Raw genomic sequence first — 24,412 nt, forward strand, 5'->3', positions numbered from 1 at the left:
GTCAGCTCAGGTCCCAGGCGGCCTGAAGGGCTGCCGTCGTGCTCTCAGGGCTGGCGATCCCTTGGCCTGCAATGTCGAAGGCGGTGCCGTGGTCGGGGGAGGTGCGTAGGAACGGCAGTTCCAACGTGGTGTTCACCGCTGCGTCGAAGGCCAGCAGCTTCACGGGAATGAGCCCCTGGTCGTGATACAAGGCCAGGATCCCGTCAGGACCAGGCTGGTTTGGCGACTGCCAAGCGCGAGCAGCGCTGATCCAGCAGGTGTCCGGAGGAACGGGACCCACCAGCTGCACTTGAGGATGGTCCTTCCGCCATTGATCCAGCAGCGGCAGCATCCATTCGGCTTCTTCGTGGCCCAGTTGACCGGCTTCACCGGCATGGGGATTCAGACCGGCAATGCGCAGATGGGGTGTGCTCGTGAAGCGTCGACAGAACCCATCCAGCACGTTCAGTTTGTGGTGTACCAGGTCTGGGGTCAGCGCTTCAGGGACCTGGCTGAGGGGGATGTGGGTGGTGGCCAGCAAGGTGTTCAGGCGCCAGCCGGTGGTGGGAGAGACGGCGGTGAACAGCATTGAGGAGCGCTGGCATCCAGCCAACTCAGCCAGGCGTTCGGTCTGCCCGGGATAGCGGTGGCCGGCCGCATGCCAGAGGTGTTTGGCGATGGGCGCGGTGACCAGGGCGCGGGACCCTCGTTCCTGCAGCAGTTCGACGGCGCGGGTCAGCCAGCGAAACCCTGCATCGGCTCCGCTGGTGGTGGGCTGTCCTGGCTGAACGCTGGCCTCCAGCGGTTGGTCGTCGATCCTGAGGGCTGCGGGGTTGGCAAGGGGGTGGCTCGTTTGCCGCTGCAGTCGCGCGTGGGTGCTGATCAGCGTGCGTCGGCAACCCACCAGCAGGGGTTGGAGCTCTGGGGGGAGCGTGGGTGAGGCGAGGGCTTTGAGCACCACTTCCATGCCGATGCCCGCGGGATCGCCGAGAGCGATCACCAGCTCATGCCTAGGGTTCGTGGAATCGTGGGGGCCCATCGCTGTGCTGCGTTTGCTGCTGCTGGGGTGTCTGTTGGTGGGATTGGCCGCTGGCCTGAGCAATGGCTGGATCGAACTGCATCTCTCCCGTTTCCTTGAGGATGTGGGGCTATCCCTGCCTGAGGAAGGCGAGGGTTTCGATTTCAACCGTTGGCTGATTGAGGGGGAGAACGCAGGTCAGACGGATTGAGTTTGTCCTGGTTCAGGCAATCCTGCAGCCCAACGCGGTAGTTCGGATGCAGCAACGCGTAACCGAGCTCATGGCAGAGCCTGTGGTTGCTGACGCGGCGGTTCTCGCTCCAGAACGACTGCGCCATTGGACTCATGCTGTCCACGATCTGGTCGAACGGCTCCAGCGGCGGCAGGGCACAACCCAACAGGTCTGCCGCATACCGCATCAGTTCGGCGGTGGGAGCCGGGAGGTCATCCACCACATTCACGATGCTTCCATTGCCCGGGCTTGCCGGAGCGTCCTGTCCGGCGCGATGCATCAGGTGCCAGCAGGCCCCTGCGATGTCTTCCACATGGATGCGGCAGAACACCTGGCCAGGCTTGTCGATCAAGCGGGCCCGCCCTTGCTGCAAGCCGTTGAGCACTGACCGGCCCGGTCCATAAATGCCTGGCAGACGCAGAATCTGGATCGGCAGACCTGAGCGCAACCAAGCTTGTTCGCAGTTGAGGCGGCGCATGCTGCGGTCCAGCGCTGGTGCCGGGTCGTCCTGTTCCGACACCCAACCGCCCTGACGATCGCCGTAAACCCCTGTGGTGGAGAGATAGCCCGCCCAGCGCAGCGGCAGGCTTCTGAGCGTTGGCAGCAGCTTCAACAAGACCGGATCGTTGCCTTCGCGATCCGGGGGGATGGTGGACAGCAGATGGGTCACGCCCTCCAGGGCGGCAGGGTCGAGCCGGTCCTGACCATTGCTGTCGAAGAGCAGATCCGCCTCGGGAGAGCTCTGGGAACGGCGGGTGCAGAGCACCGGTGTTCCCAGGGCTCGAGCCAGCCCGGCCAGACAACGTCCGCTGTATCCGCCGCCCAGCACCAGCAGCTTGGTGTCAGCCGCCAGCGGCTGCGACCGCTTGACAAGATCAGCAAGCATCAGTACACCTGTATTAGATCAAATGTACTGTCGTGACGTCGTCGTCTCTCCATCGTTCCCGTTCCGGGCCCATCGTGCTCCGGGCCATCCTGACGGCTGCCCTACTCGCCGGTGCTGTGGTGCTGGCGCCTGAAGACCCAGGCGTTCAGGCCTCCATCTGCCAGCGTCACCACTCCTCGGATGTCTGTCGGGTTTGGTGAGCCTCAGGCCGCCTGAGCCGCGATTGAGATGTCGTCCGGCTCGTTGATGGGTTGATCCGGTTGGGCCCACTGCAGCAGGCGAACGGCGAGCCGAAGGTCGCCATCCATCCAGGCCCGAATCGCCATGGCGCGGCGTGGGTCATAGAAGCGCTGTCGCCGGTACCAGTCGAAAACGTCGGCGTCCGATTTGCGGCCGTTGCACGACAGGCAAGCCGGTACGCAGTTTTCAGTAACGCTTGAACCCCCTTTAGCCTGAGGGTGAATGTGATCAATTGATTCGGAAGGTTTTCCGCAGTAAATACAACTTTTGCCGGTAAAAGTGTGAAGAGACTGTCGCCATCTTCGAACGCGTAATTTGGGACAGAGTTCGTCGAGAAAAACCGCGTCCCTGCTATGCATCCGAATGCATCGGTTGAGGGAATTCTGCCTTGAACGAAAAGCCCGTCAATGTGTCGAGCGCTGCATTTTCGATAATTTCTCAGCCTGTGATGTGAATCTTGATCTCAATGCTTGCGCGCTGATCTGGGTTCACTAAAGTGATTGTTTGTGGGGGCCTGTTGGTGGCGTCAAAACCCACATTGACCTGTTGCCTGGATCTGTCCCCAGCGGGTCTGATTCGCGTGGTCAGCCCCTTTGATGCGGTGACCCAGTCCCAGTTGCGTCGGATCAAGCCACGCGGGCGTTGGAACGGTGCTAGCCAGGGTTGGGATTTCCCCTTGGCTGCAGCCGATGCGCTTCAGCAGGCCCTGGGGCGTCGTTTTCCTGTCACCTCCGCACTCCAGCAGTGGCTCGACTGGTGTCAGCAGCCGCTGCCGCCGCTGCCACCGCACCGGACCTTAGTTGCTGCAGCGGATCTCGACGAAGTCCTGCAGGATGGTCGTCGGCCTCTGCGCCATCAACGCTCCGGGGTCCGCTGGCTCCTGGCCCGTCGCGGCGCCGTTCTGGCCGATGAGATGGGGCTGGGGAAGACCCTCACAGCTCTGTTGGCGGCCCGTGCCCTGATGCGCTGCGCTGAGCTGCGGTTGCTGGTGGTGGCTCCCGTTGGCCTGCATCCCCACTGGCGCCGGGAATCAGAGGCTCTCGGGGTTGAGCTTGAGTTGGCGAGCTGGGCTCGGCTTCCCGACACCCTGCCACCAGCGGGAACGCTCCTGGTGGTGGATGAAGCGCACTACGCCCAGTCGCTTCAGGCGCAGCGCACGGCCGCTTTGCTGCGTCTGGCCCGTCATCCCCGTCTGCGGGCGATCTGGATGCTCACGGGAACCCCGATGAAGAACGGTCGCCCGTCCCAGCTGTATCCCCTGCTGGCGGCGATGGACCATCCGATTGCTCGGGATCAACGCCAGTTCGAAGAGCGGTATTGCCAGGGGCACTGGCGGGAGGGTCGAACCGGTAAACGCTGGCAGGCGTCCGGCGCCAGTCAGCTTGAGGAGCTGCGGCGCTTGACTCGACCGTTGATCCTGCATCGCCGCAAGCAGCAGGTGGTGGACCTTCCTCCCAAGCAGCGACGGCTTCACCCCGTGGCGCTGTCGGAGGCTGAGCTCACCGGTTTCGACCATCGTGTCGAGCTCGTGCTGGATGACTACCGGCGTCGGGTTCAGCTCGGAGAGGTCCGACGGGATGCCGAGCACCTGGCTCTGCTCACCTCCATGCGCCAGATCGCTGCGGAATTCAAATTGCCGGCGGCCCGGCAGCTGGTGGAGTCACTGCGCCGGCAAGGCGAGGCTGTGGTGCTGTTCAGTGGCTTTGTGGCTCCATTGCAGCTGTTGCAGCAAACCCTTGGCGGCGAGTTGTTAACCGGTCGCCAGCGCCCTGCTGAACGCCAGGAGAGTGTGGATCGGTTTCAGCAGGGTCAGAACGATTGTCTGCTGGCCACCTTCGGCACCGGTGCCCTTGGCTTCACCCTGCACCGGGCCCGTCACGTGGTGTTGCTGGAACGCCCCTGGACGCCAGGCGATCTCGACCAAGCCGAAGACCGCTGTCATCGTCTGGGAATGGGAGATGGCCTGACCTGCCATTGGCTGCAACTCGGCGCAGCCGACCAGCTGGTGGATGGCTTGTTGGCGAGCAAGGCGGAACGGATCGAGGTGTTGCTGGGGCCCCGGCGCTTGTCGCTGCAACGTCAATCACTCCCCGCCATGGTGCGGGATTGTTTGCAGCTGCTCTGACGCACCTGGAGTTCGTGCTGCAGCATCGGATCGACCGGCTGGCTCGACCGCTTCAGCAGCGACACTGCCGTTGTGACGTCGTCGCAGGCTTTGGCTTGATCGCCAAGCAGGGTCAAGACAAGGGCGCGGTCGCGATGCAGATCGGCCTGATCCGGTGTCTGCTCGATGGCCTCATCACATCGTTTGACCATCAGCTCAAGGTCATCCATGCGGAACCCGCTGAGGCAACTGGAGACGAGCGGCGTCGGTGTGTTGGCAGGCGTCGCGGGTTGCTTGCTCTGGCAGCCCGCCATCAACACGGCAACCAGAAGCATCAGCCCCAGAAGCCCTGAGGGCTCAGTAGCTGTAGCGCGTGGTGTGGTCGCTGCTCTCGATGCTGCTTTCGGTGGAGGTGGAGGTGTTTGCAAGGGCGGCAGCGGTGGCTGGTTGAGTGTTCCCACCGAACAGATCACCAAGGAACTGGCCACAGTCGGGGAAATTGCCGGGGTCCTGGACGACGGCTTCTGTAATCATCACCGAGGCATGCTCCGGGGATGTTTTGAACACGCCGCTGCGCTGCCGCTTGATCACGGCGTAGGCGGCATTCCAGCTCACCTCGTGGTCGTTGCCGCTGGACCGCATGAAGCAATAGATCTTGGCCCCCTTCTCTTCGGTGGCTTCGGCCGCTTGCAGGGGGGAGGTCATGGTGCTGAGAGCGCCGATCAGGGCCGCGGCGGAGAGAACCAGCGATGACCTGATGGGACCCATGACGTCAGTTTTGGATTGGTCCCAAGGTATCGATCAGCTTCCAGCTGTCGAGGGGACGATCAGCCGCACCACCAACGGCAGCACAAGCAGCACAGTGATCAGCCGCACGGCATGGAGGGCGGCCACCGCGGCACCGACGCCGAATTCGGCACCGACCAGGCTCATGCCACTGATGCCACCCGGGGCAGCGCCAAGCAAGGCCACGACGGGATCAATGCCGAGCAAGCGGCTGGTCCAGAGGCCGACGACCAGTCCTGTCAGCACCAGTGCCAGGGTGATCAGAACCGCTGGTTTCCAGAGGAGTTGCAGTTGCTCCAAGGACGCTCGCGTCAGGCCAGTTCCGATCACGGTGCCGATGCCGATCTCCAGAACCGTGCGCGTTCCCGCTGGCCATGTGGCTGGTTCCAGCTGGCCGCTCATGCTGACGATGCCAGCACCCAGCAAGGCTCCCGCCAGAGGTGCGGCGGGAATGCCGCTGAACAGAGCCAGCAGTCCGATGGCGGTTCCAGCCAGCAGGTACAGCGCCAGCGTTGCCAAGGAAGGCATCGGTCTCGATCGCGTCATGTCAGCTTGATCTTGAGACAGCGGCGCTCCTGTGTTGTCATCAGCGCAACCATCAGCTTTCGGTGATGACGTCCTCCGTGTCCTTTCGGATCACCCGCACAGCGGAAGATCTCGCTCAAACCATCACGGCTCTGTCGCAGCGCTTGGTGAAACTGGAACAGCGTCAGGAAGCTCTCGAGCTCCAACTGCGCCATCAGCAGCAGAATCTGAATGCTGTTCCAGACGAAGAGATCTCCACTCTCGAGGGCGTAGAAGCTCTGCTGCGGGAAACGCGGGAGCTGCTGGAGAGCACAGCTCCGATGCCAGAGCCTGAAATGGCTGAGGAGTCCTCCCAGAACCATGCCTGGGGTCAGGAGGCCGAAACAGAAGCGGGCCGCGACGTCGCGTAGGGGTGGCGTGCGGTGCCAAAATAAAAAGAAAGGCAACTATGGCGACCACCATCCCTGCCTCCAATGCTTGTGCCTCTCGCACCTTGCATGGCATGACCATCTGGACCCGGTCAGGTTTCCTTGAAGGTGGTCATCAGCTCGAGAAACTGGAATTCGCGCTTGCCCTCGCTGAAGCCAAAGGTGATCAGCGCCGTTGCTCGCAGCTGCGTGACCGGATTGCTGATCTGGGGGGCAATGCAGAGGAACCGGGTACCTGATCGGAATCCGAGCAATCGACGGAGTTGATCGGCAATCGTGCAGATCGCGCGTGGGATGGTCTAAATATCAATAAGAGCTACTGTTTTGATGACAAGAGAATTCGAACGTTGACCCTGACGCTTACGAAAACAAAACAATTAAAGACGGCTGCTCAACAACGTCAGGACCATGAATCAGCAGCTCAGGCTTTGTTTATCAAGGCCCGCCACTGTGCAGAAGATGGCCGCATCAATGAAGCAGGCTCGTTGATTTTGCAGGCCCTGGGACACGAACGCCGTGCTGGATCTGCCGGGCCTCAGGTTCTTCAGCTCGTCAAGTCTCGTTCTTGATGTGCGTCTGAAATTTGTTCAAGCGGGTGACCGGACTCGAACCGGCGACGTTCAGCTTGGGAAGCTGACATTCTACCACTGAATTACACCCGCAAAGGGGCGAGATCGTCCTCGCCACCTGTGTTTTAGCTAAGAGCAGCGGAGGCTGCAGCAACCCCTGCTCCCATGCTGCCTTTGTGCAGACCAAGGGACTGAAGGGTGGATTCGATCGCAGCGACGGCGGTCAGAACATCCCGGTCGCAGACGTAGCCGAGATGGCCGATGCGGAACACCTGACCTTTCAGATGGTCTTGTCCGCCAGCCAGAAGAATGTCGAACTTCTCCTTCACGGCTTTGCGCAACTGTTCGGCATCGATGCCTTCAGGGGCCACTGCGGTGATGGCCGGGCTGCCGCAACCCTCGGCAGCAAACAGGGGCAGGCCCATCGCCTTCATGCCTGCCTGGGCGGCGGCGCGATGGCGGGCGTGGCGGGCAAAGATTGCGTCCAGGCCTTCCTTCTGCATCATGTCCAGAGCAGCTTCCAGCCCGAAATAGAGGTTCACGGCCGGGGTGAAGGGGTTGCTGTCCTTCGCCGCTGTTTTCCGGTAAGGGCCCAGATCCAGATAGAACTTGGGCAGATCGGAGCGCTCATAGGCCTCCCAGGCCCGTGCACTCATGGCCACAAAACTGAGGCCCGGTGGAAGCATGTAGCCCTTCTGCGCGCCTGATGCCACCACATCCAGTCCCCACGCATCCATCGGGACGTTGGTGGCGCCAAGGCTGGTGACGCAGTCCGCCAGGGTCAAGGCCGTGCCGTGGGCCTTCACGTGACGGGCAATGCTCTCCAGGTCATTGATCACCCCTGTCGAGGTTTCCGAGTGGGTGAGGATCACGGCCTTGATCGCTTTGGCGCTGTCGGCTTCCAACGCTGAGCGGAAGGCCTCTGGATCGAGGGGTTGACCCCACTCCGCCTTGATCACCTCAACATCCAGCCCGTAGGCGCGGGCCACCTTGACCCAGCGTTCGCCGAACTTGCCGTTGTCACCGCACAGCACCTTGTCGCCGCGGCTGAGGGTGTTGATGATCCCCGCTTCCATGGCGGCGGTTCCGCTGCCGGTGATCACCAGCACGTCGCTTGTCGTCTGGTGCAGCCACTTGAGCTGTTCGGTGGTGCGCCGCACGATGGCCTGGAACTCCCCGCTGCGGTGGCCGATGGGGTGACGACCCATGGCCTTCAGCACCGTTTCCGGCACCGGGGTCGGGCCCGGAATCATCAGGGTGAGCTTGTCCTGCATGGCGCGGGGGATGCCAATCGGCGACTCTAGAAAACAGCTTGTCCGGTTCCATCGCCCCCTCCAGTTCTGGATTGACCCTGCCGGTGTGGGTGGCGGCGGCGGCCAAGGCGGCCCTGCAGGTGTTGCTTGGTAAGCCGTTTGAGCCTGAGCAGCAGTTGAGTCAGGGGTCAGATCAACCCTCGATGCAGGTGCCGGTCTGCTCGGCGGCTCCTCTGGCACCAGGTGAGGCCCTGGGTATCAGCCGTTGTGATCCAGGGCCTGGCCTTGATTTGACGCGGGATCTTGAGGTCTGGGTGCGGGTGGCCTGGATCGCTGCGTCCCAGCCGGTGCTCGAGCTGCAGGCCGGAGAAGGGGTGGGTCGTTTTGGCGCTGAGGGGGACGCTTGCCTCTCCGGTTTTGCCCGTGAGCTGTTGGAGCGGAATCTGCTGCCCCTGGTGCCGCCGGGTCGGGGCTTGCTGGTGCAGCCGATTCTTCCGAGGGGCCGCGTCCTGGCCGAACGCACCAGCAATGCCGCCTTCGGTGTTGTTGATGGTCTGGCCTTGATCGGCACCCAGGCGGAGGTGCAGCGCAGCGCCGCACCGGATCAACTGCAGCAGGTGTTGGCAGACCTCAGGGCGCTCGCTGCGGATGCGGCGTTTCAGGGACGCCTCGTTCTGGTGATCGGTGAGAACGGCTTGGATCTGGCCCGCCAGCAGGGTCTGGGGCCCGTGCTGAAGGTGGGCAACTGGGTGGGGCCCGTGCTGGTGGCCGCGGCGGAGGCCGGTGTTCGCGATCTGCTGCTGCTCGGCTACCACGGCAAATTGATCAAGCTGGCCGGCGGCATCTTTCACACCCATCACCACCTGGCCGATGGCCGTCTGGAGGTGCTTGTGGCCCTGGGTCTTGATGCCGGTCTGTCGGTGGCCCAGTTGCTGCAACTGCGGGGTGCTGCATCCGTTGAGGAGGCCTTTCAGGCACTGGAGGCTGACCAAGCCACGGCCCTTGGGCAGCACCTGGCCGCGATCGTGGAGCGGCGCAGCCAGGCTTATGTGGATCGCTACGGCGCCTGGTCGATGCGGATTGGTGCTTCCCTGTTCGACCGAAGCCGCACCCTGCGCTGGTGGGGACCGGAGGGGGAGAAGCGCTTCTTTACATTGAGGGATTGACGCTCGTCCGCGAGCGATACCTCCCAGGATCGATGTCCCAGCCCTCGTCCGACGGTCAGCGTCAGCCGGCCATCGTCATCCTTGATTTCGGCTCCCAGTATTCGGAGCTGATCGCCCGGCGCGTGCGCGAGACCGAGGTCTTCTCGGTGGTCCTCGGTTACAGCACGTCGGCCGAGGAGCTGCGACGCATGGCTCCGAAGGGAATCATCCTCAGCGGTGGCCCAAGTTCCGTGTATGCCGAGCATGCTCCGCTCTGCGATCCCGGCATCTGGGATCTGGGCATTCCCGTGCTGGGGGTTTGCTACGGGATGCAGCTGATGGTGCAGCAGCTCGGGGGCGTTGTGGAAGCCGCCACGGGCAAGGCCGAGTACGGCAAGGCGCCCCTGGAAGTGGACGACCCCACAGACCTGCTCACCAATGTCGACAACGGTTCGACGATGTGGATGAGCCATGGCGACTCAGTGAAGGCTCTGCCCGATGGGTTTGTGCGTCTGGCTCACACCGCCAACACGCCGGAGGCGGCGGTGGCGCACCTGCAACGCAAGCTCTACGGGGTGCAATTCCACCCCGAGGTGGTGCATTCCACCTGCGGCATGGCCCTGATCCGCAATTTCGTCTACCACGTTTGCGGTTGTGATCCCGATTGGACTACCGCGGCGTTCATTGATGAGGCCGTTGGCCTGGTGCGGGAGCAGGTGGGCGACAAGCGCGTTCTGTTGGCGCTCTCCGGTGGGGTGGATTCATCCACCCTCGCCTTCCTGCTCAAAAAGGCGATCGGTGATCAGCTCACCTGCATGTTCATCGACCAGGGCTTCATGCGGAAGGGTGAGCCCGAGTTCCTCATGGACTTCTTCGATCGGAAGTTCAACATCCATGTGGAATACATCAATGCCCGCCAGCGGTTCATCGGCAAGCTGAAGGGCATCACCGATCCGGAGGAAAAGCGCAAGATCATCGGCACCGAGTTCATCCGTGTGTTCGAAGAGGAGAGCAAGCGGCTCGGACCCTTTGATTACCTGGCCCAGGGCACGCTCTATCCCGATGTGATCGAAAGCGCCGGCACCAACGTGGACCCCAAGACGGGCGAACGGGTTGCCGTGAAGATCAAGAGTCACCACAACGTGGGCGGTCTTCCCAAAGACCTGCAGTTCAAGCTGGTGGAGCCCCTGCGCAAGCTGTTCAAGGATGAGGTGCGCAAGGTTGGTCGCAGCCTCGGCCTCCCCGAGGAGATCGTGCGCCGCCATCCCTTCCCGGGGCCTGGTTTGGCCATCCGCATCTTGGGTGAAGTCACTGACGAGAAGCTGGACTGCCTGCGTGATGCCGACCTGATCGTTCGCCAGGAAATCAAGGAAGCAGGGCTGTATCACGACATCTGGCAGGCCTTTGCGGTGCTGCTGCCGGTGCGTTCCGTCGGCGTGATGGGGGACAAACGCACCTATGCCTGGCCGATCGTTCTGCGTTGTGTGTCCAGTGAGGACGGCATGACCGCCGATTGGTCCCGCCTCCCTTACGACCTGATGGAGACCATCTCCAATCGGATCGTGAATGAGGTGAAGGGGGTGAACCGTGTGGTGCTCGACATCACCAGCAAGCCCCCCGGCACGATCGAGTGGGAGTGATGGCATGGGATTGGTTGCGGCCCAAACCAGGCCGCATTTTTTTGATTGGCCACAACAAGTGCGGCACGCGGTCGTTCCACAAGTTGTTGCGCAAGAACGGCTACAGCTCGATCCACTACGACAAGGGGCGCTTGGCCCGTCGGATTCAGGCCAACTTCACCTTCTCCAAGCCGCTGCTGGATGGTGTGGATGGCTATTGCGGCTACACGGACATGGAGCTCTGTGGTGAGTTCTACGCCTACCGGCTGTTTCCTTTGTTGGACCTGCAGTACCCAGGCTCCTGCTTCATCTACAACACGCGCGACGTGAGCCGCTGGGTGGACTCACGCATGAACCACCGCAAGGGCAAGTACGCCTGCGCCTATCTGGATCGGATGCGTCGGGCCTATGACGATCCTTCGTTGACCTTGGAGGACCTGCGCCAGCACTGGCAGGAGGCCTGGCAGCGCCATGACCTTGATCTGAAGCGCTATTTCGCCGGACGCAGCAATTTCTTTGAGTTCGACATCAGCGTGCCCTCGGAGCAGGCCGCGCTCTGCCGTTTTCTCAGGCGTCGCGGCTACCGAATCCGCGGCAAGGTGTTGCCCCATGCCGGCGCACGTTCTGCGCAGGCCGCAGGCTGAATCACGGCTGGCGACGGCCCTGCATCACCGATACCTTGGGCCACCGGCCTTTGGGATATGACGGCGACACAACAGCAGGATGTTCAGCTGCAGCGACGGCTGCAGCAGGACAGCATTCAGCTGGGTGGCCGCACGATCTATCTGAACCCTTTCCTCTATTGGCGGCGGTTCGACAGCAACACCGATCGCTGGCTGCGGGAGCCCGGTCAGCTGACGGAGGATCAGATCACGGCCAACCGCAGCCGTTTTTACCCCGAACTCGACTGGGGCCAGCTGGATGATCACGCCACCGCCGTTCACGATGGCGCTGTGGAGATGTTCCTCAAGAGTCTGGAGCTGATCAGCACCTTCCATCCCGAGCTGGGTTCCGGGCAGATGCTCGAGGTGGAACGCAAGATGACGATCACCAAGAAGCGGGCCTTCGAGCGCTGGGTGGACAAGGCGATCCGGCGGCGTCAGCGCGACGAAAGCCGTGAGCACCGCCGCTTTGAGCGCAGCCGCTTCTGGCGTGCCTGGCGCGAGTGGATCCTGCTGGACACCACCCAGAAAGCCCTTGTGCCTGTGGTGATGCTGATGGTGCTGAGTGGGGTGATGGGCTGGTCCCTGGCGGCGGACCGTTCGGCTTGTCCGACATTGGCGCTTCCTTCGGGACAGACTGGGGTTCGTTGATCTGGCCCCATGGCCGCTGATTCCAACTCCGATAACCCGCTCGACCAGTTGCGTCTCTCCTTGATGCAGGACGTGCTGCCTGTGGGGCTGGCCGTGATGGAGCGTGCCCGGCAGGGGGGTCCCGGCAAGGTGGTGGAGGCGTTCACGGCTGGCTCGGAGGACCCCATCGCTGATTTGCGTCAGGAAGGGGAGCCCGTGGCGCGGGGCGTCCGAGACCAGCTGGATGCCGTGAGCCCCGGGCTGGGCAATCCGGTGATGCCTGTCTCGGTGTCTGTTGATGAACCGACACCGGTTGAACAGGACGCCCCCGACGATTTGCTGCCGACCTTGCGGCGGATCGAAGAGCGCCTCGAGGAGTTGCGCCGCCGTTTGCCAGAGCCGCAACAGGAATGACCCGTTCCGCCCAGCAGCGTCAGACCGGTCTGCGTCAGCAACCCCTGGTGCTGCTGATGCTGGTGTTGCTGTTCTGCAGCGCCATGGTCAGTCGCCTGGTCTGGATGCAGCTGCTGGAGGGGGCCCGTTTTCGCGAACTGGCGGACGAAAACCGCATCCGTCTTGTGCCTCGCTCGCCCATTCGTGGTCGGTTGCTTGATCGCAAAGGCCGGGTGCTGGCCACCAGCAAACTCACTTACTCCCTGTACCTCGAGCCGCGTCTGGTCAGCGATGACGACTGGCCTGATCTGCGGGATCGCTTGGCACGGCTGTTGAGTCTGAAGCCTGATCTGCTCGACAAGCGCCGGCAAAAGGGCCTGGATCGGGATGGTTACCGCACCACGTTGGCCCTCGATCTCAAGCCGGAACAGGTGCTGCGCTTCCGGGAACAGGCCCTGGGGTTGCGGGGCGCCCAGGTGGATGTCGACATCCTGCGCTCCTATCCCAACGGAACCCTGGCGGCCCATGCCCTCGGCTACACCCAGCCGATCACGGAAAGCGAATTCGAAGTGCTGGCGGAGAAGGGCTACAAGATCCGCGACCGCATTGGTCGTACCGGTGTTGAGGCGGCCTATGAGCGCCATCTGCGCGGGAAGTGGGGCGGCCAGATGCTCGAGGTGAATGCCATGGGCGAGGTGCAGCGCAACCTGGGCGATCGACCGTCTCAAGCAGGAAAGGATCTTGTGCTCACCCTCGATCTGGATCTGCAGCGGGTGGCGGAGCAGGCGCTGGCCGACAAGCCTGGTGGCGCCGTGGTGGCGCTGGAGGCCGCAACGGGTGCCGTGTTGGCTCTGGCCAGCCGTCCCAGTTTTGATCCGAACTTCTTCTCCAAGCTGATGACCACCCAGAAGGAGTACGACGCCCTCTTTTCCAATCCGAAGAAGCCGTTGTTGTCCCGGGCCATGAATCCCTATGACCCCGGCAGCACCTGGAAGCCGGTGACGGCGATGGCCGGCATGGAATCCGGCAAATTTCCGCCCGACACCAAGCTGCAGACCAAGGCTTGCATCACCTACGGCGGCCATTGCTTCCCGGATCACAACGGGGCTGGCTTCGGTCATATCGGCTATGCCGATGCCCTGCGCTTTTCCAGCAACACCTTCTTCTATCAAGTGGGCGTCGGGGTTGGGTCCCTGGCGTTGAAGCAGGCTGCTGATCAGCTTGGGTTTCAGCAGAAAACCGGCATTGAGATCGGCTGGGAAGAGAGTGTCGGGCTGGTGGGAAATGAGCCCTGGGCTGATCGTGGCCGGGGTTGGGCGGAGCCCGGCACGGTGCCCTGGATCCCTGAGGACATGGCCAGTGCTTCCATCGGTCAGTCCGTGGTGCAGATCACCCCCCTGCAGTTGGCCCGCGCTTATGCGGTGTTCGCCAATGGCGGTTGGTTGGTGACGCCACATCTCGCCGCTGGTGACATCGACTGGATGAGTCCGGAGCACCGCACCAAGGTGGCGATGAAGCCATCAACGTTGCAGACGATCCGGGAGGGCCTGCGCAAAGTAGTGGAGGCCGGAACCGGTGCCGGACTCAATGGCCCTGGCATTCCTGTGGCCGCTGGCAAAACCGGAACGGCTGAAGACAGCACCGGAGGGCCTGATCACGCCTGGTTCGGTTGCTATGCCCCGTATCCCGACGGCAAGATCGTTGTGGTGGCCTTTGCCCAGAACACCCCTGGAGGGGGATCGGTTCACGCTCTGCCCATGGCCAAGAAGGTGTTGGCGGAGTGGGAGCGGACCCGGCAGCGCTAGGCGGCCGTGAGTTGAGGCGCTGACAGCACCGTGCGGTAGTAGGTCCGCAGTTGTTCGGTGGCGCCTGCCCAGCCCCAGCGCTCGGCTTCGGCGCGGGCAGCACTGCGCAGGGCCTGGCGTTCCAGGTCGTTGCCCAGCAGGCGGCGGGTGGCTTCGATCAGGCTTGCAGCGCCACCATCGGTGCCGTCGGGTTCATAGAGGCAGCCGTTGACGCCGTCGGTGATGATGTCGGGGATACCGCCACGGTTGGCGCCGACCACCGGACAGCCGGCTGCCATGGCTTCCAGCAGCACCAGCCCCAGCGTCTCGGTGCTGGAGGGGAAGAGGAAGGCATCGCCGCTGGCGTAGGCCCCTGCCAGGTCGTCCCCGGCGAGGTAGCCGACGAAGGTGGTGGCTGTTCCCTCGAAGTGCTTCTCCAGTTGTTGGCGGTGGGGACCATCGCCCACTAGGGCCAGTCGTGCATCGGGAAGGGCCTCCAGCACGGGGCGGATCCGTTCGATCTGCTTCTCCGCCGAGAGGCGGCCGACGTAGAGCAGCAGCGCTCCACGGTCGTCATGGCCCCCGAGAAGCCGCTGGCGCAATTCCGCGCTGCGCAGCTCGGGACGGAACAACTCCGTGTCCACACCCCGCTGCCACAGATCAGTGTGCTGAATGCCTTTGTCGCTGAGCTCCTTCACCATGGCGGTGGAGGTGCACAGATTCAGCAGGGCCTGGTTGTGGGCGGCCTTGAGCATTTCCCACAGCAGGGGCTCCAGCATTCCCAGGCCGTAGTGCTCGAGGTACTTGGGCAGGTGGGTGTGATAACTCGCAACCAGGGGGATGCCTTTGTTCTTCGCGAGCCAGATGCCGCCGAGACCCAGCACCGCCGGGTTCACAACGTGGATCAGATCGGGTTGAAAGGCATCGATCGCGTCGGACACCGCCGGCCGAGGCAAGGCCAGTTTGAGCTCGGGATAGAGCGGCAGCGGCATCGCCGGCACGCCGATCAGGCGTGCTCCCATGTACTCCTCCGGACAGCCTTCCGGGCAGAAGACCACCACCTCATCGCCAGCGTCCACCAGATGCTTCACCGTCTTGGTCAGACGGGTGACGATGCCATCGACCTTCGGCAGGAAGGTTTCGGTGAAGAAGGCGACTTTCAAGGATGAAGCTCGATCAGGACGCGGTACCGATGGCCTGGGCCTGGGTTTTGGTCCAGGCGGAGGTGCAGAGGATGCGGTTGCGGTCGCAACGGTCGGCGTAGCGGGTGGCGATCTCCACCACTTCCTTCAGCAGGCCGTCATCGAGTGTTGTGGGGTTGAGGCCCAGCTCGATGAAGCAGCGGTTGTCCACGATCAGATCGTTTTCAACAGCCTCGTTGCGGGGGTTGGGCAGGTTGTTGACCTGAGCGCCGGTGAGGGCAGCCACCTTCTTGGCCAGTTCACCCACCTGATGGCTTTCGGTCATCTGGTTGAAGATCTTCACCCGCTCCCCTTGTTCCGGAGGGTTCTCCAGCGCCAGCTGGACGCAGCGCACGGAATCGCGGATGTGGATGAAGGCGCGGGTCTGGCCCCCGGTTCCATGAACGGTGAGCGGATAGCCGATGGCGGCTTGCATCAGGAAGCGGTTCAGCACCGTGCCGTAATCGCCGTCGTAATCGAAGCGATTGGTGAGCCGCGGGTCACGGTCTGTGGCATCGGTGTTGGTTCCCCAGACAATGCCCTGGTGCAGGTCGGTGATGCGGACCTTGTCGTTCTTGTTGTAGTAGAGGAAGAGCAGCTGATCGAGCGTCTTCGTCATGTGATAGACGCTGCCGGGGCTTGCCGGGTGGAGGATTTCCTCTTCGAAGCGGCTGCCGTCGGGCTGGGGCACTTCCACCTTGAGGTAGCCCTCGGGGATGGTGGCGCCGCGGTGGGAGCCATAGCCGTAGACGCCCATGGTGCCGAGGTGCACCACATGGATGTCTTGACCGCTTTCAACGATGGCCGCCAGCAGGTTGTGGGTGCCGTTGACGTTGTTATCGACGGTGTAGCGCTTGGTGGCGCTGCTCTTCATCGAATAGGGGGCAGCCCGCTGTTCCGCGAAGTGGACCACGGAATCCGGGCGCTCGTCCCGAAGCAGATCCAGCAACCGCTGGTACTCATGGGCGATGTCCATGTGGACAAACCTCATCGGCTTGCCCCCGGTTTCCTCCCAGGCTTTGAGGCGCTCACCGATGCTCACGATCGGCGTCAGCGACTCGACTTCAAGGTCGATGTCGATCTTGCGACGGCTGAGGTTGTCCACGATCAGAACGTCGTGGCCCTGATCCGCCAGGTTCACCGCACAGGGCCAGCCGCAGAAGCCGTCACCGCCGAGAACGAGAACTTTCACCCCAAACTCCTGCTGGAACGAGCGTGATGCTCAGTCCTGGCAAGCTACTACAGGGATTTTCAGTGTGAACCGTCTCAGCTGATGGCGACGGTCACCGCCACCATGGCGGCCACGATCAATCCACCGCTCACCAGCATCATCATTGAGCTGCGGTTGCGGCTCTGACTGGTGGCGACGTCCATCACCTCCATGCGTGGCTCCTTGGCGAAGGCGTTGAGACGACCGCCGTCTTCCGTGGTGACCGACATGGGTCCAATGCGACTGGTCGGACCTTATGAGTCCAAATGCTCATTGCCAGCCTTTATGAAGCAGGCTTCACCTCACTTCATGTCTCTTCACTGCATTGGGGTGACTGCACCAGGCCCGTGGTCGGTGAACTGGCAGAGGCCTGATCCCTCCGCGGCAAGCGCCCGGAGAGGTGGGCTGTCCGCCCGGCCATCACCGCCTGGCCCATAGCCTCGGCCATGGCGGCGGGGTCGCCTGCCAGGGCAATGGCGCTGTTGACCAGTACGGCATCGGCGCCCATTTCGAGGGCCTGCGCCGCCTCGCTTGGAACACCAATGCCGGCGTCCACCACCACCGGCACCCCGGCGTTCTCGATGATCAAGCCGATGTTGGCGGCATTGTTGAGCCCCTGGCCCGAGCCGATCGGAGAGCCCAGAGGCATCACCGTGGCGCATCCCACCTCTTCCAGCCGTTTGGCCAGCAGGGGATCTGCATTGATGTAGGGCAGCACCGTGAAGCCTTCTTTCACCAAGCGTTCGGCGGCGTTCAGGGTGCCGATCGGATCGGGCAGAAGATGCCGGGAGTCAGGAATCACCTCCAGCTTCACGAAGGTGTTGTCTTCCTGGCCCGCCAGCTTGGCGAGCTCCCGTCCAAGCCTGGCGACACGCACCGCTTCCTCCGCATTGGTGCAGCCCGCGGTGTTGGGCAGCATCCAGATCCGTTGCCAATCAATGGCTTCCATCAGTCCCTCATGGCCTGTTGCAACGGTCTGCACCCGACGCACAGCCACCGTGACCATGTCGCAGCCGGATCGCTCGATGCTCTGCTGCATCGATGCCATGGATGGATATTTGCCGGTGCCCGTGAACAAACGGCTGTTGAACTGACGCCCGCCAATGGTCAGGGGGTCGGAGCTGGGGGAGGGCGAATCCATGACGCGTCTGAGCAAAAGGGCCTACCGTTCCTTCATCATCCATCGTGTTCCATGCCGTTCCTGCTTGCCATGGATCTCCCGGCTGGCAGCCAGGTTCCATTTCAGACCAATCCCCAGTTGCCTCTGGATCCGATTCAGTTAGCGGTTCCTCTGGAGCTCAATGAACTCGAGGTTGAGAGCTTCGATCCGGTCGCACGCGCTGCAAAGCTGGCGGAATCGTTGCCCCGCCAATGGTGCGGCACATTTGAGCCTTTTGATGGCAATCCCACCGTTGATGTCACGTTGGACATCACCCAGGTGACGGCCATGGGCCAGATGGTGGACCTTCGGGGCACGATGACCCTTGGCTCCGTGACCACACCGGTACAAGGCAATCTCCATGCCAGGTCGGATCAGCTTGATCTCATTCCCTTGGCGGATCCTTTGATTGCTGGCCTTGAGCCTGGTGGCGTCTTCCTTGGCCTGCAGATGTTCAGTCCCACCAGCTGGCAGGCACCTCGTCTGATCAACGTGGCCAATCCCAGCACTGGAGTGGGTGGACGTCTGGCCTTGACCAGTGGCTGTGAAGAAGAACCCCCGGTTCAGCCGCTCTGGTGACCATATTTTTGTGAGGCAACAAGGAGATCTGAAAGAACTCAGCTGTTCCGCCGTTTGAGTTTCTTCAGCCCTTTCTTCGCAGTGGCGTTGTCGGGTTCCAGTTGAAGTGTCTGCTCATAGAGGGAGATCGCCTCAGCGTCCTTCAGCAGCTTTTCCTGAGCAAAAGCCAGGTTGTTGAGGGCGACGGGGTAGTCCGCTTTCGCCTTCAGAGCGAGCTTGTAGTGCTTGGTGGCACCGGAGTAATCCTTCTGTGCTGCCAAAGCAAAGCCGAGCGCGTTTTCGATCAGCGCACGGGCTTCATCCGGCTCACCACTCAGGCGTTTTAGGGCCTGCTTCAAGGTGGCAGCCGCCTGCGGGTACAACCGCTTTCGCAATTGAACGGATCCGAGTTCGTAGAGGTCAGACGCCTGTCGAGACGAGGCCGTGTCGGATTTCTCGAGCTCAATTAGGCGTGCTTCATCGCGACGCACACGAAAAAATTGTCGGCCCACCACCACCGCAACGATGGCAAGCAGGCCGACCAGGCCCAGCAGGTAGGTCTGGGGCAGCAGGTTCACGGTTGGGAAATTCAGCTCTTGGCTGCAGCCACGACGTTGGTGAAGCTGCCGGGGTCAACAACTGCCAGCTGAGCCAGCATCTTGCGGTTCAGGCGCACATCGGCCTTCTTGAGACCGCCCATCAGACGGCTGTAGCTCACACCATTGAGGCGGGCAGCGGCGTTGATGCGGGCAATCCAGAGGCGACGGAAATCGCGCTTGCGACGACGACGATCGCGGTAAGCATTGCAGAGGGCTTTCATCACCCGCTGGTTTGCTGTACGGAACAGGGTTCCGTTGCCACCACGGAAGCCACGGGCCAGCCGCAGGATCTTGTTGCGGCGTTTACGGGCGACGTTGCCTCTCTTGACGCGGGCCATGAGGTTGGAAGGGTTGGATCAGGTCTTGTTGAACGGTCTCGTCTGAGCAGCTGTGCTCAGGCGTAGGGCATCATCAGAGTCACGCGCTCTTCATCGGTGCGGTCCACCACGGCCTTGGTGGCCAGATGACGCTTCTGCTTGGGCGTTTTGTGGTCCAGCAGGTGGTTCCGGAAAGCGCGACGACGCAGAAATTTGCCAGTGCCGGTCGCTTTGAACCGCTTCGCGGCAGCTTTGCGGGTCTTCAGCTTGGGCATTGGTCTGCTCGTTCGGACACAAACGACAACAATACGTCCCGACGTGCCCCCTGCTGAATGATTCGGTTCCTGACGCTCACATTGCTGCTTTGCGTGGGCCTGGGCTGCCGCGCCCGTGAGCAGGCTGATGGCCTGCAATCCGCCGTGTCTGAGCCCCCGGTGGTGGAACCGGTTCAACGGGCGACGCACCGTTCCGTCGCTGACCCACCGCGGGTTGAAGGTCATGAACCGGTGCTCTGGGTGGCCTTGGCGGATCACCTTGGTGCCACGGCGACCGCCGCTGCTTTGAACCTGCGTGCCTTTGCCGGATCGCTCAGCCTTCGCGACGCCACCGGGGAGCAAGGGATTGGTTCAGGTTTCGTGATCACCTGGCGAAGCGTTGCCTTGGCCCGTCCGCTCAAGTTGGCCCGCCGGATTGCAGGTCCCTACGCCAGCTTTGAGTCGGCGGATCGTGTCGCCTCCCGTTGGCGTGCTCTTGGAGTTGCGGCCGAGGTGGCCCATCCCAAGGAGTGGGAGGTGTGGGCGCCGGAGGGCTCGCCTGTTCCCGATGGTCTTGCTGTGCGCGATTGGCAAGGCATCGTCACCAGCACCGTCGAACCGGTGTTGCAGACGCTGGAGGGTGAGCGCCCCCTGCAAGGACCTCTCTTGATTGAGGCCTCGGATGGGTTGCTCTGGGCGGGTGGACGTTTTGAAGGGCCCTTCCGCTTGCAAAGGGATGCCTATGGCAGCTGGACTCTGGTGGAGCAGGTGCCGGTGGAGCGCTACCTCGAGGGGGTGGTGCCCCATGAGATCGGTGCCGGTTCACCGATGGCGGCGTTGCAGGCCCAGACCGTTCTGGCGCGCACCTGGGCTCTGGCCAACAGCCATCGCTTCAGCGTTGATGGCTATCACCTCTGCAGCGACACCCAGTGTCAGGTCTACAGCGATCCCCGCCATGCGGGAGCTGCTGTGCGCGAGGCGATTGCAGCCACTCAGGGCAAGTTGCTCAGCCTGAACAATCAGCCGATCAGCGCCGTGTATCACGCCACCAATGGCGGGGTGATGGCTGCCGGGCCGGAAGCCTGGGCCATGCAGCCCACCACTTATCTGCGTGCGCAGCCGGATGGGGATGAGGGCTGGACCAACCGTCATCCCTTGCCTCTGCAGCAGCGCAAGGCGGTGGAAGCGTTGCTTGCCGATCGCAGTGGGGCCTTTGGCCAGCGCCACCCCCGCTTCCGCTGGACCCGAACCCTTTCGGGTCCGGCCTTGCGTCAGGCCCTTGGAGCTGCTGCAGACCCGCTGGTTTCGCCTTTGCAATTAAAGGTGCTGGAGCGGGGCGCCAGCGGCAGGGTGCTGGCCTTGCAGATCTCAGGCAGCAGCGACGCCGCTCCGGTCATCCTCAAGTTGGATGCCATTCGCCGGACCCTCCGCACGCTGCCCAGCACCCTGTTCGTCTTGGAGCCTCAGGGGGCCGAACGCTGGTTGGTGGTGGGTGGTGGCTTTGGCCATGGGGCCGGTTTGTCGCAGGCTGGAGCCATTGATCTGGCCTGGCGTGGCTGGCCCGTGGAGCGGATCCTGAGCCATTACTACCCAGGGACTGTCTACGGCCCACTCTCAACACTGGTGCAGTCCCCCTAAAGTCCTTCCCACCTGGGCAGCTGGATGAGCTCGAACGCCACATCGGGTGATCACCGTCGGGTGAAATCGGCAGCGTTCCTGTTCGCCTGTGGATGTGCTGGAGCTGCACCCCATTGGCTGGATTCCGCTCGTTCGCTCTGGCCCGCCATCAGTCTTGCCCTGATGCTTGGGGGCTATGGCCTCCGTTCCGTCATGCGCGGGCAACTGATGCGTGGGTCATCGGTGTCCGTGCCGGAGATTGATCGGACGAAGCTTCCCAGCCTGGATGTGGTGGTGGCCGCCCGCGACGAAGAGGCGGTGGTGCCGCGTTTGGTGGAACGGCTTACTTCACTGCGTTATCCGTCCGGGCAGCTCACCACCTGGGTGATCGACGACGGCAGTCTTGATCGAACCTCTGAGCTGCTGGACGATCTGGCCAGCCAGCACCCTGAGCTGAACGTGATCCATCGCCAGCGCAATGCCGGTGGGGGCAAGTCGGGTGCGCTCAACACCGCTTTGGGCTGCCTCAAAGGTCAGTGGCTGCTGGTGCTTGATGCTGATGCTCAGTTGCAGGACGACTTGCTCGAGCGCCTTGTCCCCTACGCCCTGGAGGGTGGCTGGTCGGCTGTGCAGCTGCGCAAGGCCGTGATTGATGCCGATCGCAATTGGTTGACCCGATCCCAGGCGATGGAGATGGCTCTGGATGCGGTGATCCAGTCGGGCCGACTGGCCAATGGAGGCGTCGCCGAACTGCGGGGGAACGGACAGCTGATCAAGCGCTCCGTGCTCGAGTCCAGTGGTGGTTTCAACGAAGACACCGTCACCGATGACCTGGATCTCAGCTTCCGCCTGCTGACCCATGGGGCCTTGGTGGGATTGTTGTGGGACCCTCCGGTCCAGGAAGAGGCTGTTCCTGGTCTCCATGCCCTGTGGAAACAACGGCAGCGCTGGGCGGAAGGCGGATTGCAGCGCTTCTTTGATTACTGGCCGGTGCTGACGTCGGCTCAGCTCAGTCTTCGCCAGCGTTGGGATCTGACGGCCTTTTTTCTGCTCCAGTACGCCCTGCCGGTGGTGTCCTTCGCTGATCTGAGCACGGCTCTGATCACACGAAGCCTGCCGGTCTACTGGCCCTTGTCTGTGGTGGCCTTCAGCGTTTCGGGTCTGGCTTACTGGCGCGGCTGTCGTGGTGGCAGCGAAGGGCCGGAGATCCCCTCAGCGAGCCTGGCCAATCTCCTTGTGGCGATCGCCTACCTCGGTCACTGGTTTGTGGTGATTCCCTGGGTGACGCTGCGGATGTCACTGCTCCCCAAACGCTTGGTCTGGGCCAAAACCAGCCATGGTCAGGAGCATCCGGTTCAGGCCTGAGGTTGTTGCCTGTTGAACGGCATGACCGGGGCGAGGGTCGTTGAATCGACGTTCACTCAGTTGACGTCGTCAACGTCGAGCACCTGACCGTTGAAGAAGTCCGCCAGGTTGCGGGCCTGACGATCCAGGCCTGAGGGAGGACTGGGTTGAGGGTTGGGTTCTGCTGGTGCAGCTGCCGGGTTGGCGTCCAACGGTTTGGCTTGGGTGTGCGGCAGTTCTGGCGCTGGCACCGGGGCTGACGCTGGTGTTGCTGAGGGTGCCGGAGTTGGGGGCTCGACCGCTGCTGGGGCTGTCCCGACCGGCGTGGTTGCGACCGGGGTGGTTGTGATTGGTGGAGTGATCGAGGGGGTTGTGACCGGGGCTGTTGCCAGCGGAGGTGGCATGGCGCTGTTGCTGGCCTCCAGCACCAGCTGCCGCGAGCCTCCAAGCGCTTTGGCCACGGCCTGTTCCAGCAGGGATGCTCGGCTCTGCACCATCCCCATCCAGTTGCCTGCCACCTGCACAACGGCACGGTTGGTATCAAGGCGCACCAGTTGGGCCTGCTGCGACAGCAGCATCCGGGTGGAGGGCAATTCGAGGCTGCCCAGGATCTGCTGCCAGAGCTCGGGCAGGTTGGTGCTGGCTGCCGGTGCAGGGGTGGACACCGTTGGCAGTTCCGGTGATGGCGCAGGGGCAGGTTTTGGGCTGGGGGCGGGCGCCTCGATTGCAGGGGTTGCTGCAGGGGCTGCGGTGGAAGGCGTGGGCGCAGGAGGGGCGACTGGTGTTGTCGGTGGGCTTGCTGCTGCTGCCGGTTGCGTTGTTGCTGGTTCCGCCAGCAACCCCAAAAGCAGCACTTCCAGCCAGAGGCGCGGTTGCACGCTTTGGCGCAGTTGTTGCTCGGTGCCGCGCAGTTGCGCCTGCCATTGCAGCAAGCGGGCTCTGCCGATGGTCTTGGCGAGGGCGGGCAGCTGCTCGCGGAACTGGGGCGACACGCTGGTGAGTTCCAGTCGCTCCGGAGCGGCGGCCATCAGCACCAGATCGCGCAGCATTCCGGCAAGACCCTGCAGCACGGCCCCGGGATCCCGGCCCCGGTCCAGCAGGTTGCGGGTGGCCTCCAGCAGCTGTACAGGTTCGGCGCTGCTCATGGCCTCCACCAGCTCCAGCAGTTCCTGTTCGGGCACGGCCCCCAGCAGATCCCACACCGCAGCAGCTTCGATCGGTGGTGGCAGCAGGCTCAGCTGATCCAGCAGGCTTTCCGCATCCCGCAGGCCTCCCTGAGACCGCTGGGCCACCACATGAATGGCCTCAGGTTTGATCTCAATCGCTTCCTGTGCGGCGATCCAGCTCAGATGCTTGTTCAGGGCATCCAGAGGAATGCGTCGGAAATCAAAGCGTTGACAACGGCTGAGGATCGTCGGCAGCACCCGTTGCGGGTCGGTGGTGGCGAGCACGAACACCACCTGCGGCGGGGGCTCCTCCAGGGTTTTCAGCAGGGCGTTGAAGGCTGCTGTGGAGAGCATGTGGCACTCGTCCACCACGTACACCTTCCAGCGGGCCTGCACCGGTGCGAAGCGGGAGCGTTCGATCAGCTCGCGGATGTTGTCGACGCCGGTGTTGGAGGCGGCATCGATCTCGATCACATCGAGGGCGGTGCCGGCGGCGATCGTGGTGCAGAGCTCGCAGGTGCCACAGGGCTCTGGAGTGGGCCCCTCGCTGTTCAGGCAATTGAGTGAGCGGGCCAGGATGCGGGCGCTGGAGGTTTTGCCGGTGCCGCGGGGGCCGCTGAACAGATAGGCCGGGGCAATCCGATTGCTGGTGAGGGCGTGGCCCAGGGTGGCGGCGATCGCCTCCTGCCCCACCAGCTGATCAAAGCGCTGGGGCCGGTATTTGTGATGCAGCGGCTGGTAGGCCGAACTCATG

At 62.9% G+C, this 24,412-nt stretch carries 30 protein-coding genes and 1 tRNA gene; 15 read left to right on the forward strand and 16 right to left on the reverse strand.

Annotated elements, in window-relative coordinates; translation table 11 throughout:
- Position 1: 1 nt before the first annotated feature.
- On the reverse strand, positions 2-1,018 hold the full coding sequence (gene pdxA, locus SynRS9907_RS00170; protein WP_188021427.1) for a 4-hydroxythreonine-4-phosphate dehydrogenase PdxA: 1,017 nt from the start codon (positions 1,016-1,018) through the stop codon (positions 2-4).
- Here pdxA and SynRS9907_RS00175 point away from each other — a divergent pair.
- Complete coding sequence (locus tag SynRS9907_RS00175) at positions 999-1,208, forward strand: hypothetical protein (RefSeq protein ID WP_250396930.1); 210 nt, start codon at positions 999-1,001, stop codon at positions 1,206-1,208. The two genes, pdxA and SynRS9907_RS00175, sit on opposite strands and share 20 nt — an antisense overlap.
- On the opposite strand, the gene SynRS9907_RS00180 is transcribed toward SynRS9907_RS00175, so the two are convergent.
- The gene (locus SynRS9907_RS00180) at positions 1,162-2,115 is read right to left on the reverse strand and encodes an SDR family oxidoreductase (protein ID WP_188021428.1); all 954 of its coding nucleotides are present in this window, start codon (positions 2,113-2,115) and stop codon (positions 1,162-1,164) included. The two genes, SynRS9907_RS00175 and SynRS9907_RS00180, sit on opposite strands and share 47 nt — an antisense overlap.
- Before the next feature lie 32 nt (positions 2,116-2,147).
- Between SynRS9907_RS00180 and SynRS9907_RS00185 the strand changes: the two genes are divergently transcribed.
- A complete protein-coding gene (locus SynRS9907_RS00185; protein ID WP_255445938.1) occupies positions 2,148-2,315 on the forward strand; it encodes a hypothetical protein in 168 nt (55 codons plus the stop codon).
- Between the two features lie 3 nt (positions 2,316-2,318).
- Here SynRS9907_RS00185 and SynRS9907_RS00190 read toward each other — a convergent pair whose 3' ends face one another.
- Positions 2,319-2,714 (reverse strand): HNH endonuclease, encoded by a 396-nt coding sequence (locus SynRS9907_RS00190; RefSeq protein ID WP_114988841.1) that lies wholly within the window; start codon positions 2,712-2,714, stop codon positions 2,319-2,321.
- A gap of 161 nt (positions 2,715-2,875) precedes the next feature.
- Between SynRS9907_RS00190 and SynRS9907_RS00195 the strand changes: the two genes are divergently transcribed.
- A complete protein-coding gene (locus SynRS9907_RS00195; RefSeq protein ID WP_255445939.1) occupies positions 2,876-4,480 on the forward strand; it encodes a DEAD/DEAH box helicase in 1,605 nt (534 codons plus the stop codon).
- Here SynRS9907_RS00195 and SynRS9907_RS00200 read toward each other — a convergent pair.
- The 3 genes from SynRS9907_RS00200 to SynRS9907_RS00210 are packed head-to-tail and all read right to left on the reverse strand — an operon-like array spanning position 4,435 to position 5,773.
- The gene (locus tag SynRS9907_RS00200) at positions 4,435-4,794 is read right to left on the reverse strand and encodes a hypothetical protein (protein WP_255445940.1); all 360 of its coding nucleotides are present in this window, start codon (positions 4,792-4,794) and stop codon (positions 4,435-4,437) included. The two genes, SynRS9907_RS00195 and SynRS9907_RS00200, sit on opposite strands and share 46 nt — an antisense overlap.
- 22 nt (positions 4,795-4,816) lie before the next feature.
- Positions 4,817-5,227: a DUF6554 family protein gene (locus SynRS9907_RS00205; RefSeq protein WP_188021429.1), complete on the reverse strand. Its 411-nt coding sequence runs from the start codon at positions 5,225-5,227 to the stop codon at positions 4,817-4,819.
- 33 nt (positions 5,228-5,260) lie between these two features.
- Positions 5,261-5,773, reverse strand: a complete 513-nt coding sequence (locus tag SynRS9907_RS00210) for an AbrB family transcriptional regulator (RefSeq protein WP_114988843.1) — start codon at positions 5,771-5,773, stop codon at positions 5,261-5,263.
- Positions 5,774-5,856: 83 nt separating this feature from the next.
- Between SynRS9907_RS00210 and SynRS9907_RS00215 the strand changes: the two genes are divergently transcribed.
- The 3 genes from SynRS9907_RS00215 to SynRS9907_RS00225 are packed head-to-tail and all read left to right on the forward strand — an operon-like array spanning position 5,857 to position 6,767.
- Entirely contained in the window at positions 5,857-6,180 is a 324-nt protein-coding gene (locus tag SynRS9907_RS00215) for a chemotaxis protein (protein WP_188021430.1), read from the forward strand.
- 38 nt (positions 6,181-6,218) lie between these two features.
- Complete coding sequence (locus SynRS9907_RS00220) at positions 6,219-6,437, forward strand: hypothetical protein (RefSeq protein WP_038551887.1); 219 nt, start codon at positions 6,219-6,221, stop codon at positions 6,435-6,437.
- A 24-nt stretch (positions 6,438-6,461) separates the two neighbouring features.
- Positions 6,462-6,767 carry a hypothetical protein gene (locus tag SynRS9907_RS00225; RefSeq protein WP_255445941.1) on the forward strand — a complete coding sequence of 102 codons (306 nt, stop codon included), beginning with the start codon at positions 6,462-6,464 and terminating at the stop codon, positions 6,765-6,767.
- 21 nt (positions 6,768-6,788) lie between these two features.
- On the opposite strand, the gene SynRS9907_RS00230 is transcribed toward SynRS9907_RS00225, so the two are convergent.
- Together SynRS9907_RS00230 and SynRS9907_RS00235 are read right to left on the reverse strand one after the other, a co-directional pair.
- A tRNA-Gly gene (locus tag SynRS9907_RS00230) sits at positions 6,789-6,860 on the reverse strand.
- Between the two features lie 32 nt (positions 6,861-6,892).
- Positions 6,893-8,041: an alanine--glyoxylate aminotransferase family protein gene (locus SynRS9907_RS00235; protein WP_188021431.1), complete on the reverse strand. Its 1,149-nt coding sequence runs from the start codon at positions 8,039-8,041 to the stop codon at positions 6,893-6,895.
- A 38-nt stretch (positions 8,042-8,079) separates the two neighbouring features.
- Between SynRS9907_RS00235 and cbiD the strand changes: the two genes are divergently transcribed.
- Genes cbiD through mrdA form a run of 6 tightly spaced genes read left to right on the forward strand, consistent with a single transcriptional unit; the run spans position 8,080 to position 14,274 of the window.
- Positions 8,080-9,186, forward strand: a complete 1,107-nt coding sequence (cbiD, locus tag SynRS9907_RS00240; RefSeq protein WP_188021432.1) for a cobalt-precorrin-5B (C(1))-methyltransferase CbiD — start codon at positions 8,080-8,082, stop codon at positions 9,184-9,186.
- A 32-nt stretch (positions 9,187-9,218) separates the two neighbouring features.
- Positions 9,219-10,805 (forward strand): glutamine-hydrolyzing GMP synthase, encoded by a 1,587-nt coding sequence (gene guaA / locus SynRS9907_RS00245; RefSeq protein WP_115009697.1) that lies wholly within the window; start codon positions 9,219-9,221, stop codon positions 10,803-10,805.
- Positions 10,806-10,819: 14 nt separating this feature from the next.
- Complete coding sequence (locus SynRS9907_RS00250) at positions 10,820-11,428, forward strand: sulfotransferase (RefSeq protein ID WP_188021433.1); 609 nt, start codon at positions 10,820-10,822, stop codon at positions 11,426-11,428.
- Between the two features lie 57 nt (positions 11,429-11,485).
- A complete protein-coding gene (locus tag SynRS9907_RS00255; protein ID WP_115081413.1) occupies positions 11,486-12,097 on the forward strand; it encodes a hypothetical protein in 612 nt (203 codons plus the stop codon).
- Positions 12,098-12,106: 9 nt separating this feature from the next.
- Complete coding sequence (locus SynRS9907_RS00260; RefSeq protein WP_188021434.1) at positions 12,107-12,490, forward strand: hypothetical protein; 384 nt, start codon at positions 12,107-12,109, stop codon at positions 12,488-12,490.
- Positions 12,487-14,274 (forward strand): penicillin-binding protein 2, encoded by a 1,788-nt coding sequence (gene mrdA, locus SynRS9907_RS00265; protein WP_188021435.1) that lies wholly within the window; start codon positions 12,487-12,489, stop codon positions 14,272-14,274. Before SynRS9907_RS00260 ends, mrdA begins: the two co-directional genes overlap by 4 nt.
- On the opposite strand, the gene SynRS9907_RS00270 is transcribed toward mrdA, so the two are convergent.
- From SynRS9907_RS00270 to SynRS9907_RS00285, 4 genes are all read right to left on the reverse strand, one after another.
- Positions 14,271-15,416 carry a glycosyltransferase family 1 protein gene (locus tag SynRS9907_RS00270; RefSeq protein ID WP_188021436.1) on the reverse strand — a complete coding sequence of 382 codons (1,146 nt, stop codon included), beginning with the start codon at positions 15,414-15,416 and terminating at the stop codon, positions 14,271-14,273. The genes mrdA and SynRS9907_RS00270 overlap by 4 nt on opposite strands.
- A 13-nt stretch (positions 15,417-15,429) precedes the next feature.
- A complete protein-coding gene (locus SynRS9907_RS00275; protein ID WP_115009693.1) occupies positions 15,430-16,626 on the reverse strand; it encodes an NAD-dependent epimerase/dehydratase family protein in 1,197 nt (398 codons plus the stop codon).
- A 74-nt stretch (positions 16,627-16,700) separates the two neighbouring features.
- Positions 16,701-16,874 carry a photosystem II assembly protein Psb34 gene (gene psb34, locus SynRS9907_RS00280; protein WP_114988853.1) on the reverse strand — a complete coding sequence of 58 codons (174 nt, stop codon included), beginning with the start codon at positions 16,872-16,874 and terminating at the stop codon, positions 16,701-16,703.
- A 77-nt stretch (positions 16,875-16,951) separates the two neighbouring features.
- Positions 16,952-17,785 (reverse strand): thiazole synthase, encoded by an 834-nt coding sequence (locus SynRS9907_RS00285; protein ID WP_188021437.1) that lies wholly within the window; start codon positions 17,783-17,785, stop codon positions 16,952-16,954.
- Positions 17,786-17,836: 51 nt separating this feature from the next.
- Between SynRS9907_RS00285 and SynRS9907_RS00290 the strand changes: the two genes are divergently transcribed.
- On the forward strand, positions 17,837-18,382 hold the full coding sequence (locus SynRS9907_RS00290; RefSeq protein WP_188021438.1) for a hypothetical protein: 546 nt from the start codon (positions 17,837-17,839) through the stop codon (positions 18,380-18,382).
- 38 nt (positions 18,383-18,420) lie between these two features.
- Here SynRS9907_RS00290 and SynRS9907_RS00295 read toward each other — a convergent pair whose 3' ends face one another.
- Genes SynRS9907_RS00295 through rpmI form a run of 3 tightly spaced genes read right to left on the reverse strand, consistent with a single transcriptional unit; the run spans position 18,421 to position 19,552 of the window.
- Positions 18,421-18,939 carry a hypothetical protein gene (locus tag SynRS9907_RS00295; RefSeq protein WP_188021439.1) on the reverse strand — a complete coding sequence of 173 codons (519 nt, stop codon included), beginning with the start codon at positions 18,937-18,939 and terminating at the stop codon, positions 18,421-18,423.
- 11 nt (positions 18,940-18,950) lie between these two features.
- Positions 18,951-19,298: a 50S ribosomal protein L20 gene (rplT, locus tag SynRS9907_RS00300; RefSeq protein WP_011363098.1), complete on the reverse strand. Its 348-nt coding sequence runs from the start codon at positions 19,296-19,298 to the stop codon at positions 18,951-18,953.
- A gap of 56 nt (positions 19,299-19,354) precedes the next feature.
- Positions 19,355-19,552, reverse strand: coding sequence for a 50S ribosomal protein L35 (gene rpmI / locus SynRS9907_RS00305; protein ID WP_006852081.1), 198 nt, complete (start codon positions 19,550-19,552; stop codon positions 19,355-19,357).
- A gap of 57 nt (positions 19,553-19,609) precedes the next feature.
- Between rpmI and SynRS9907_RS00310 the strand changes: the two genes are divergently transcribed.
- On the forward strand, positions 19,610-21,169 hold the full coding sequence (locus tag SynRS9907_RS00310; RefSeq protein ID WP_188021440.1) for a SpoIID/LytB domain-containing protein: 1,560 nt from the start codon (positions 19,610-19,612) through the stop codon (positions 21,167-21,169).
- Between the two features lie 24 nt (positions 21,170-21,193).
- Complete coding sequence (locus SynRS9907_RS00315; RefSeq protein ID WP_188021441.1) at positions 21,194-22,513, forward strand: glycosyltransferase family 2 protein; 1,320 nt, start codon at positions 21,194-21,196, stop codon at positions 22,511-22,513.
- Between the two features lie 56 nt (positions 22,514-22,569).
- On the opposite strand, the gene SynRS9907_RS00320 is transcribed toward SynRS9907_RS00315, so the two are convergent.
- Entirely contained in the window at positions 22,570-24,411 is a 1,842-nt protein-coding gene (locus SynRS9907_RS00320; RefSeq protein ID WP_188021442.1) for a DNA polymerase III subunit gamma/tau, read from the reverse strand.
- Position 24,412: the final 1 nt, after the last annotated feature.

It is taken from the genome of Synechococcus sp. RS9907 (assembly GCF_014279615.1).
GTDB lineage: Bacteria > Cyanobacteriota > Cyanobacteriia > PCC-6307 > Cyanobiaceae > Parasynechococcus.

What these genes read in the sequence shown, in the direction of transcription:
- pdxA (WP_188021427.1), bottom strand. Translation starts at nt 1,018, where the DNA reads ATGGGCCCCCACGATTCCACGAACCCTAGGCATGAGCTGGTGATCGCT.
- SynRS9907_RS00180 (WP_188021428.1), bottom strand. Translation starts at nt 2,115, where the DNA reads ATGCTTGCTGATCTTGTCAAGCGGTCGCAGCCGCTGGCGGCTGACACC.
- SynRS9907_RS00190 (WP_114988841.1), bottom strand. Translation starts at nt 2,714, where the DNA reads ATGCATAGCAGGGACGCGGTTTTTCTCGACGAACTCTGTCCCAAATTA.
- SynRS9907_RS00200 (WP_255445940.1), bottom strand. Translation starts at nt 4,794, where the DNA reads ATGCTTCTGGTTGCCGTGTTGATGGCGGGCTGCCAGAGCAAGCAACCC.
- SynRS9907_RS00205 (WP_188021429.1), bottom strand. Translation starts at nt 5,227, where the DNA reads ATGGGTCCCATCAGGTCATCGCTGGTTCTCTCCGCCGCGGCCCTGATC.
- SynRS9907_RS00210 (WP_114988843.1), bottom strand. Translation starts at nt 5,773, where the DNA reads ATGCCTTCCTTGGCAACGCTGGCGCTGTACCTGCTGGCTGGAACCGCC.
- SynRS9907_RS00215 (WP_188021430.1), top strand. Translation starts at nt 5,857, where the DNA reads ATGACGTCCTCCGTGTCCTTTCGGATCACCCGCACAGCGGAAGATCTC.
- SynRS9907_RS00220 (WP_038551887.1), top strand. Translation starts at nt 6,219, where the DNA reads ATGGCGACCACCATCCCTGCCTCCAATGCTTGTGCCTCTCGCACCTTG.
- SynRS9907_RS00235 (WP_188021431.1), bottom strand. Translation starts at nt 8,041, where the DNA reads ATGCAGGACAAGCTCACCCTGATGATTCCGGGCCCGACCCCGGTGCCG.
- guaA (WP_115009697.1), top strand. Translation starts at nt 9,219, where the DNA reads ATGTCCCAGCCCTCGTCCGACGGTCAGCGTCAGCCGGCCATCGTCATC.
- SynRS9907_RS00255 (WP_115081413.1), top strand. Translation starts at nt 11,486, where the DNA reads ATGACGGCGACACAACAGCAGGATGTTCAGCTGCAGCGACGGCTGCAG.
- SynRS9907_RS00260 (WP_188021434.1), top strand. Translation starts at nt 12,107, where the DNA reads ATGGCCGCTGATTCCAACTCCGATAACCCGCTCGACCAGTTGCGTCTC.
- mrdA (WP_188021435.1), top strand. Translation starts at nt 12,487, where the DNA reads ATGACCCGTTCCGCCCAGCAGCGTCAGACCGGTCTGCGTCAGCAACCC.
- psb34 (WP_114988853.1), bottom strand. Translation starts at nt 16,874, where the DNA reads ATGTCGGTCACCACGGAAGACGGCGGTCGTCTCAACGCCTTCGCCAAG.
- SynRS9907_RS00285 (WP_188021437.1), bottom strand. Translation starts at nt 17,785, where the DNA reads ATGGATTCGCCCTCCCCCAGCTCCGACCCCCTGACCATTGGCGGGCGT.
- SynRS9907_RS00290 (WP_188021438.1), top strand. Translation starts at nt 17,837, where the DNA reads ATGCCGTTCCTGCTTGCCATGGATCTCCCGGCTGGCAGCCAGGTTCCA.
- rplT (WP_011363098.1), bottom strand. Translation starts at nt 19,298, where the DNA reads ATGGCCCGCGTCAAGAGAGGCAACGTCGCCCGTAAACGCCGCAACAAG.
- rpmI (WP_006852081.1), bottom strand. Translation starts at nt 19,552, where the DNA reads ATGCCCAAGCTGAAGACCCGCAAAGCTGCCGCGAAGCGGTTCAAAGCG.
- SynRS9907_RS00310 (WP_188021440.1), top strand. Translation starts at nt 19,610, where the DNA reads ATGATTCGGTTCCTGACGCTCACATTGCTGCTTTGCGTGGGCCTGGGC.
- SynRS9907_RS00315 (WP_188021441.1), top strand. Translation starts at nt 21,194, where the DNA reads ATGAGCTCGAACGCCACATCGGGTGATCACCGTCGGGTGAAATCGGCA.
- SynRS9907_RS00320 (WP_188021442.1), bottom strand. Translation starts at nt 24,411, where the DNA reads ATGAGTTCGGCCTACCAGCCGCTGCATCACAAATACCGGCCCCAGCGC.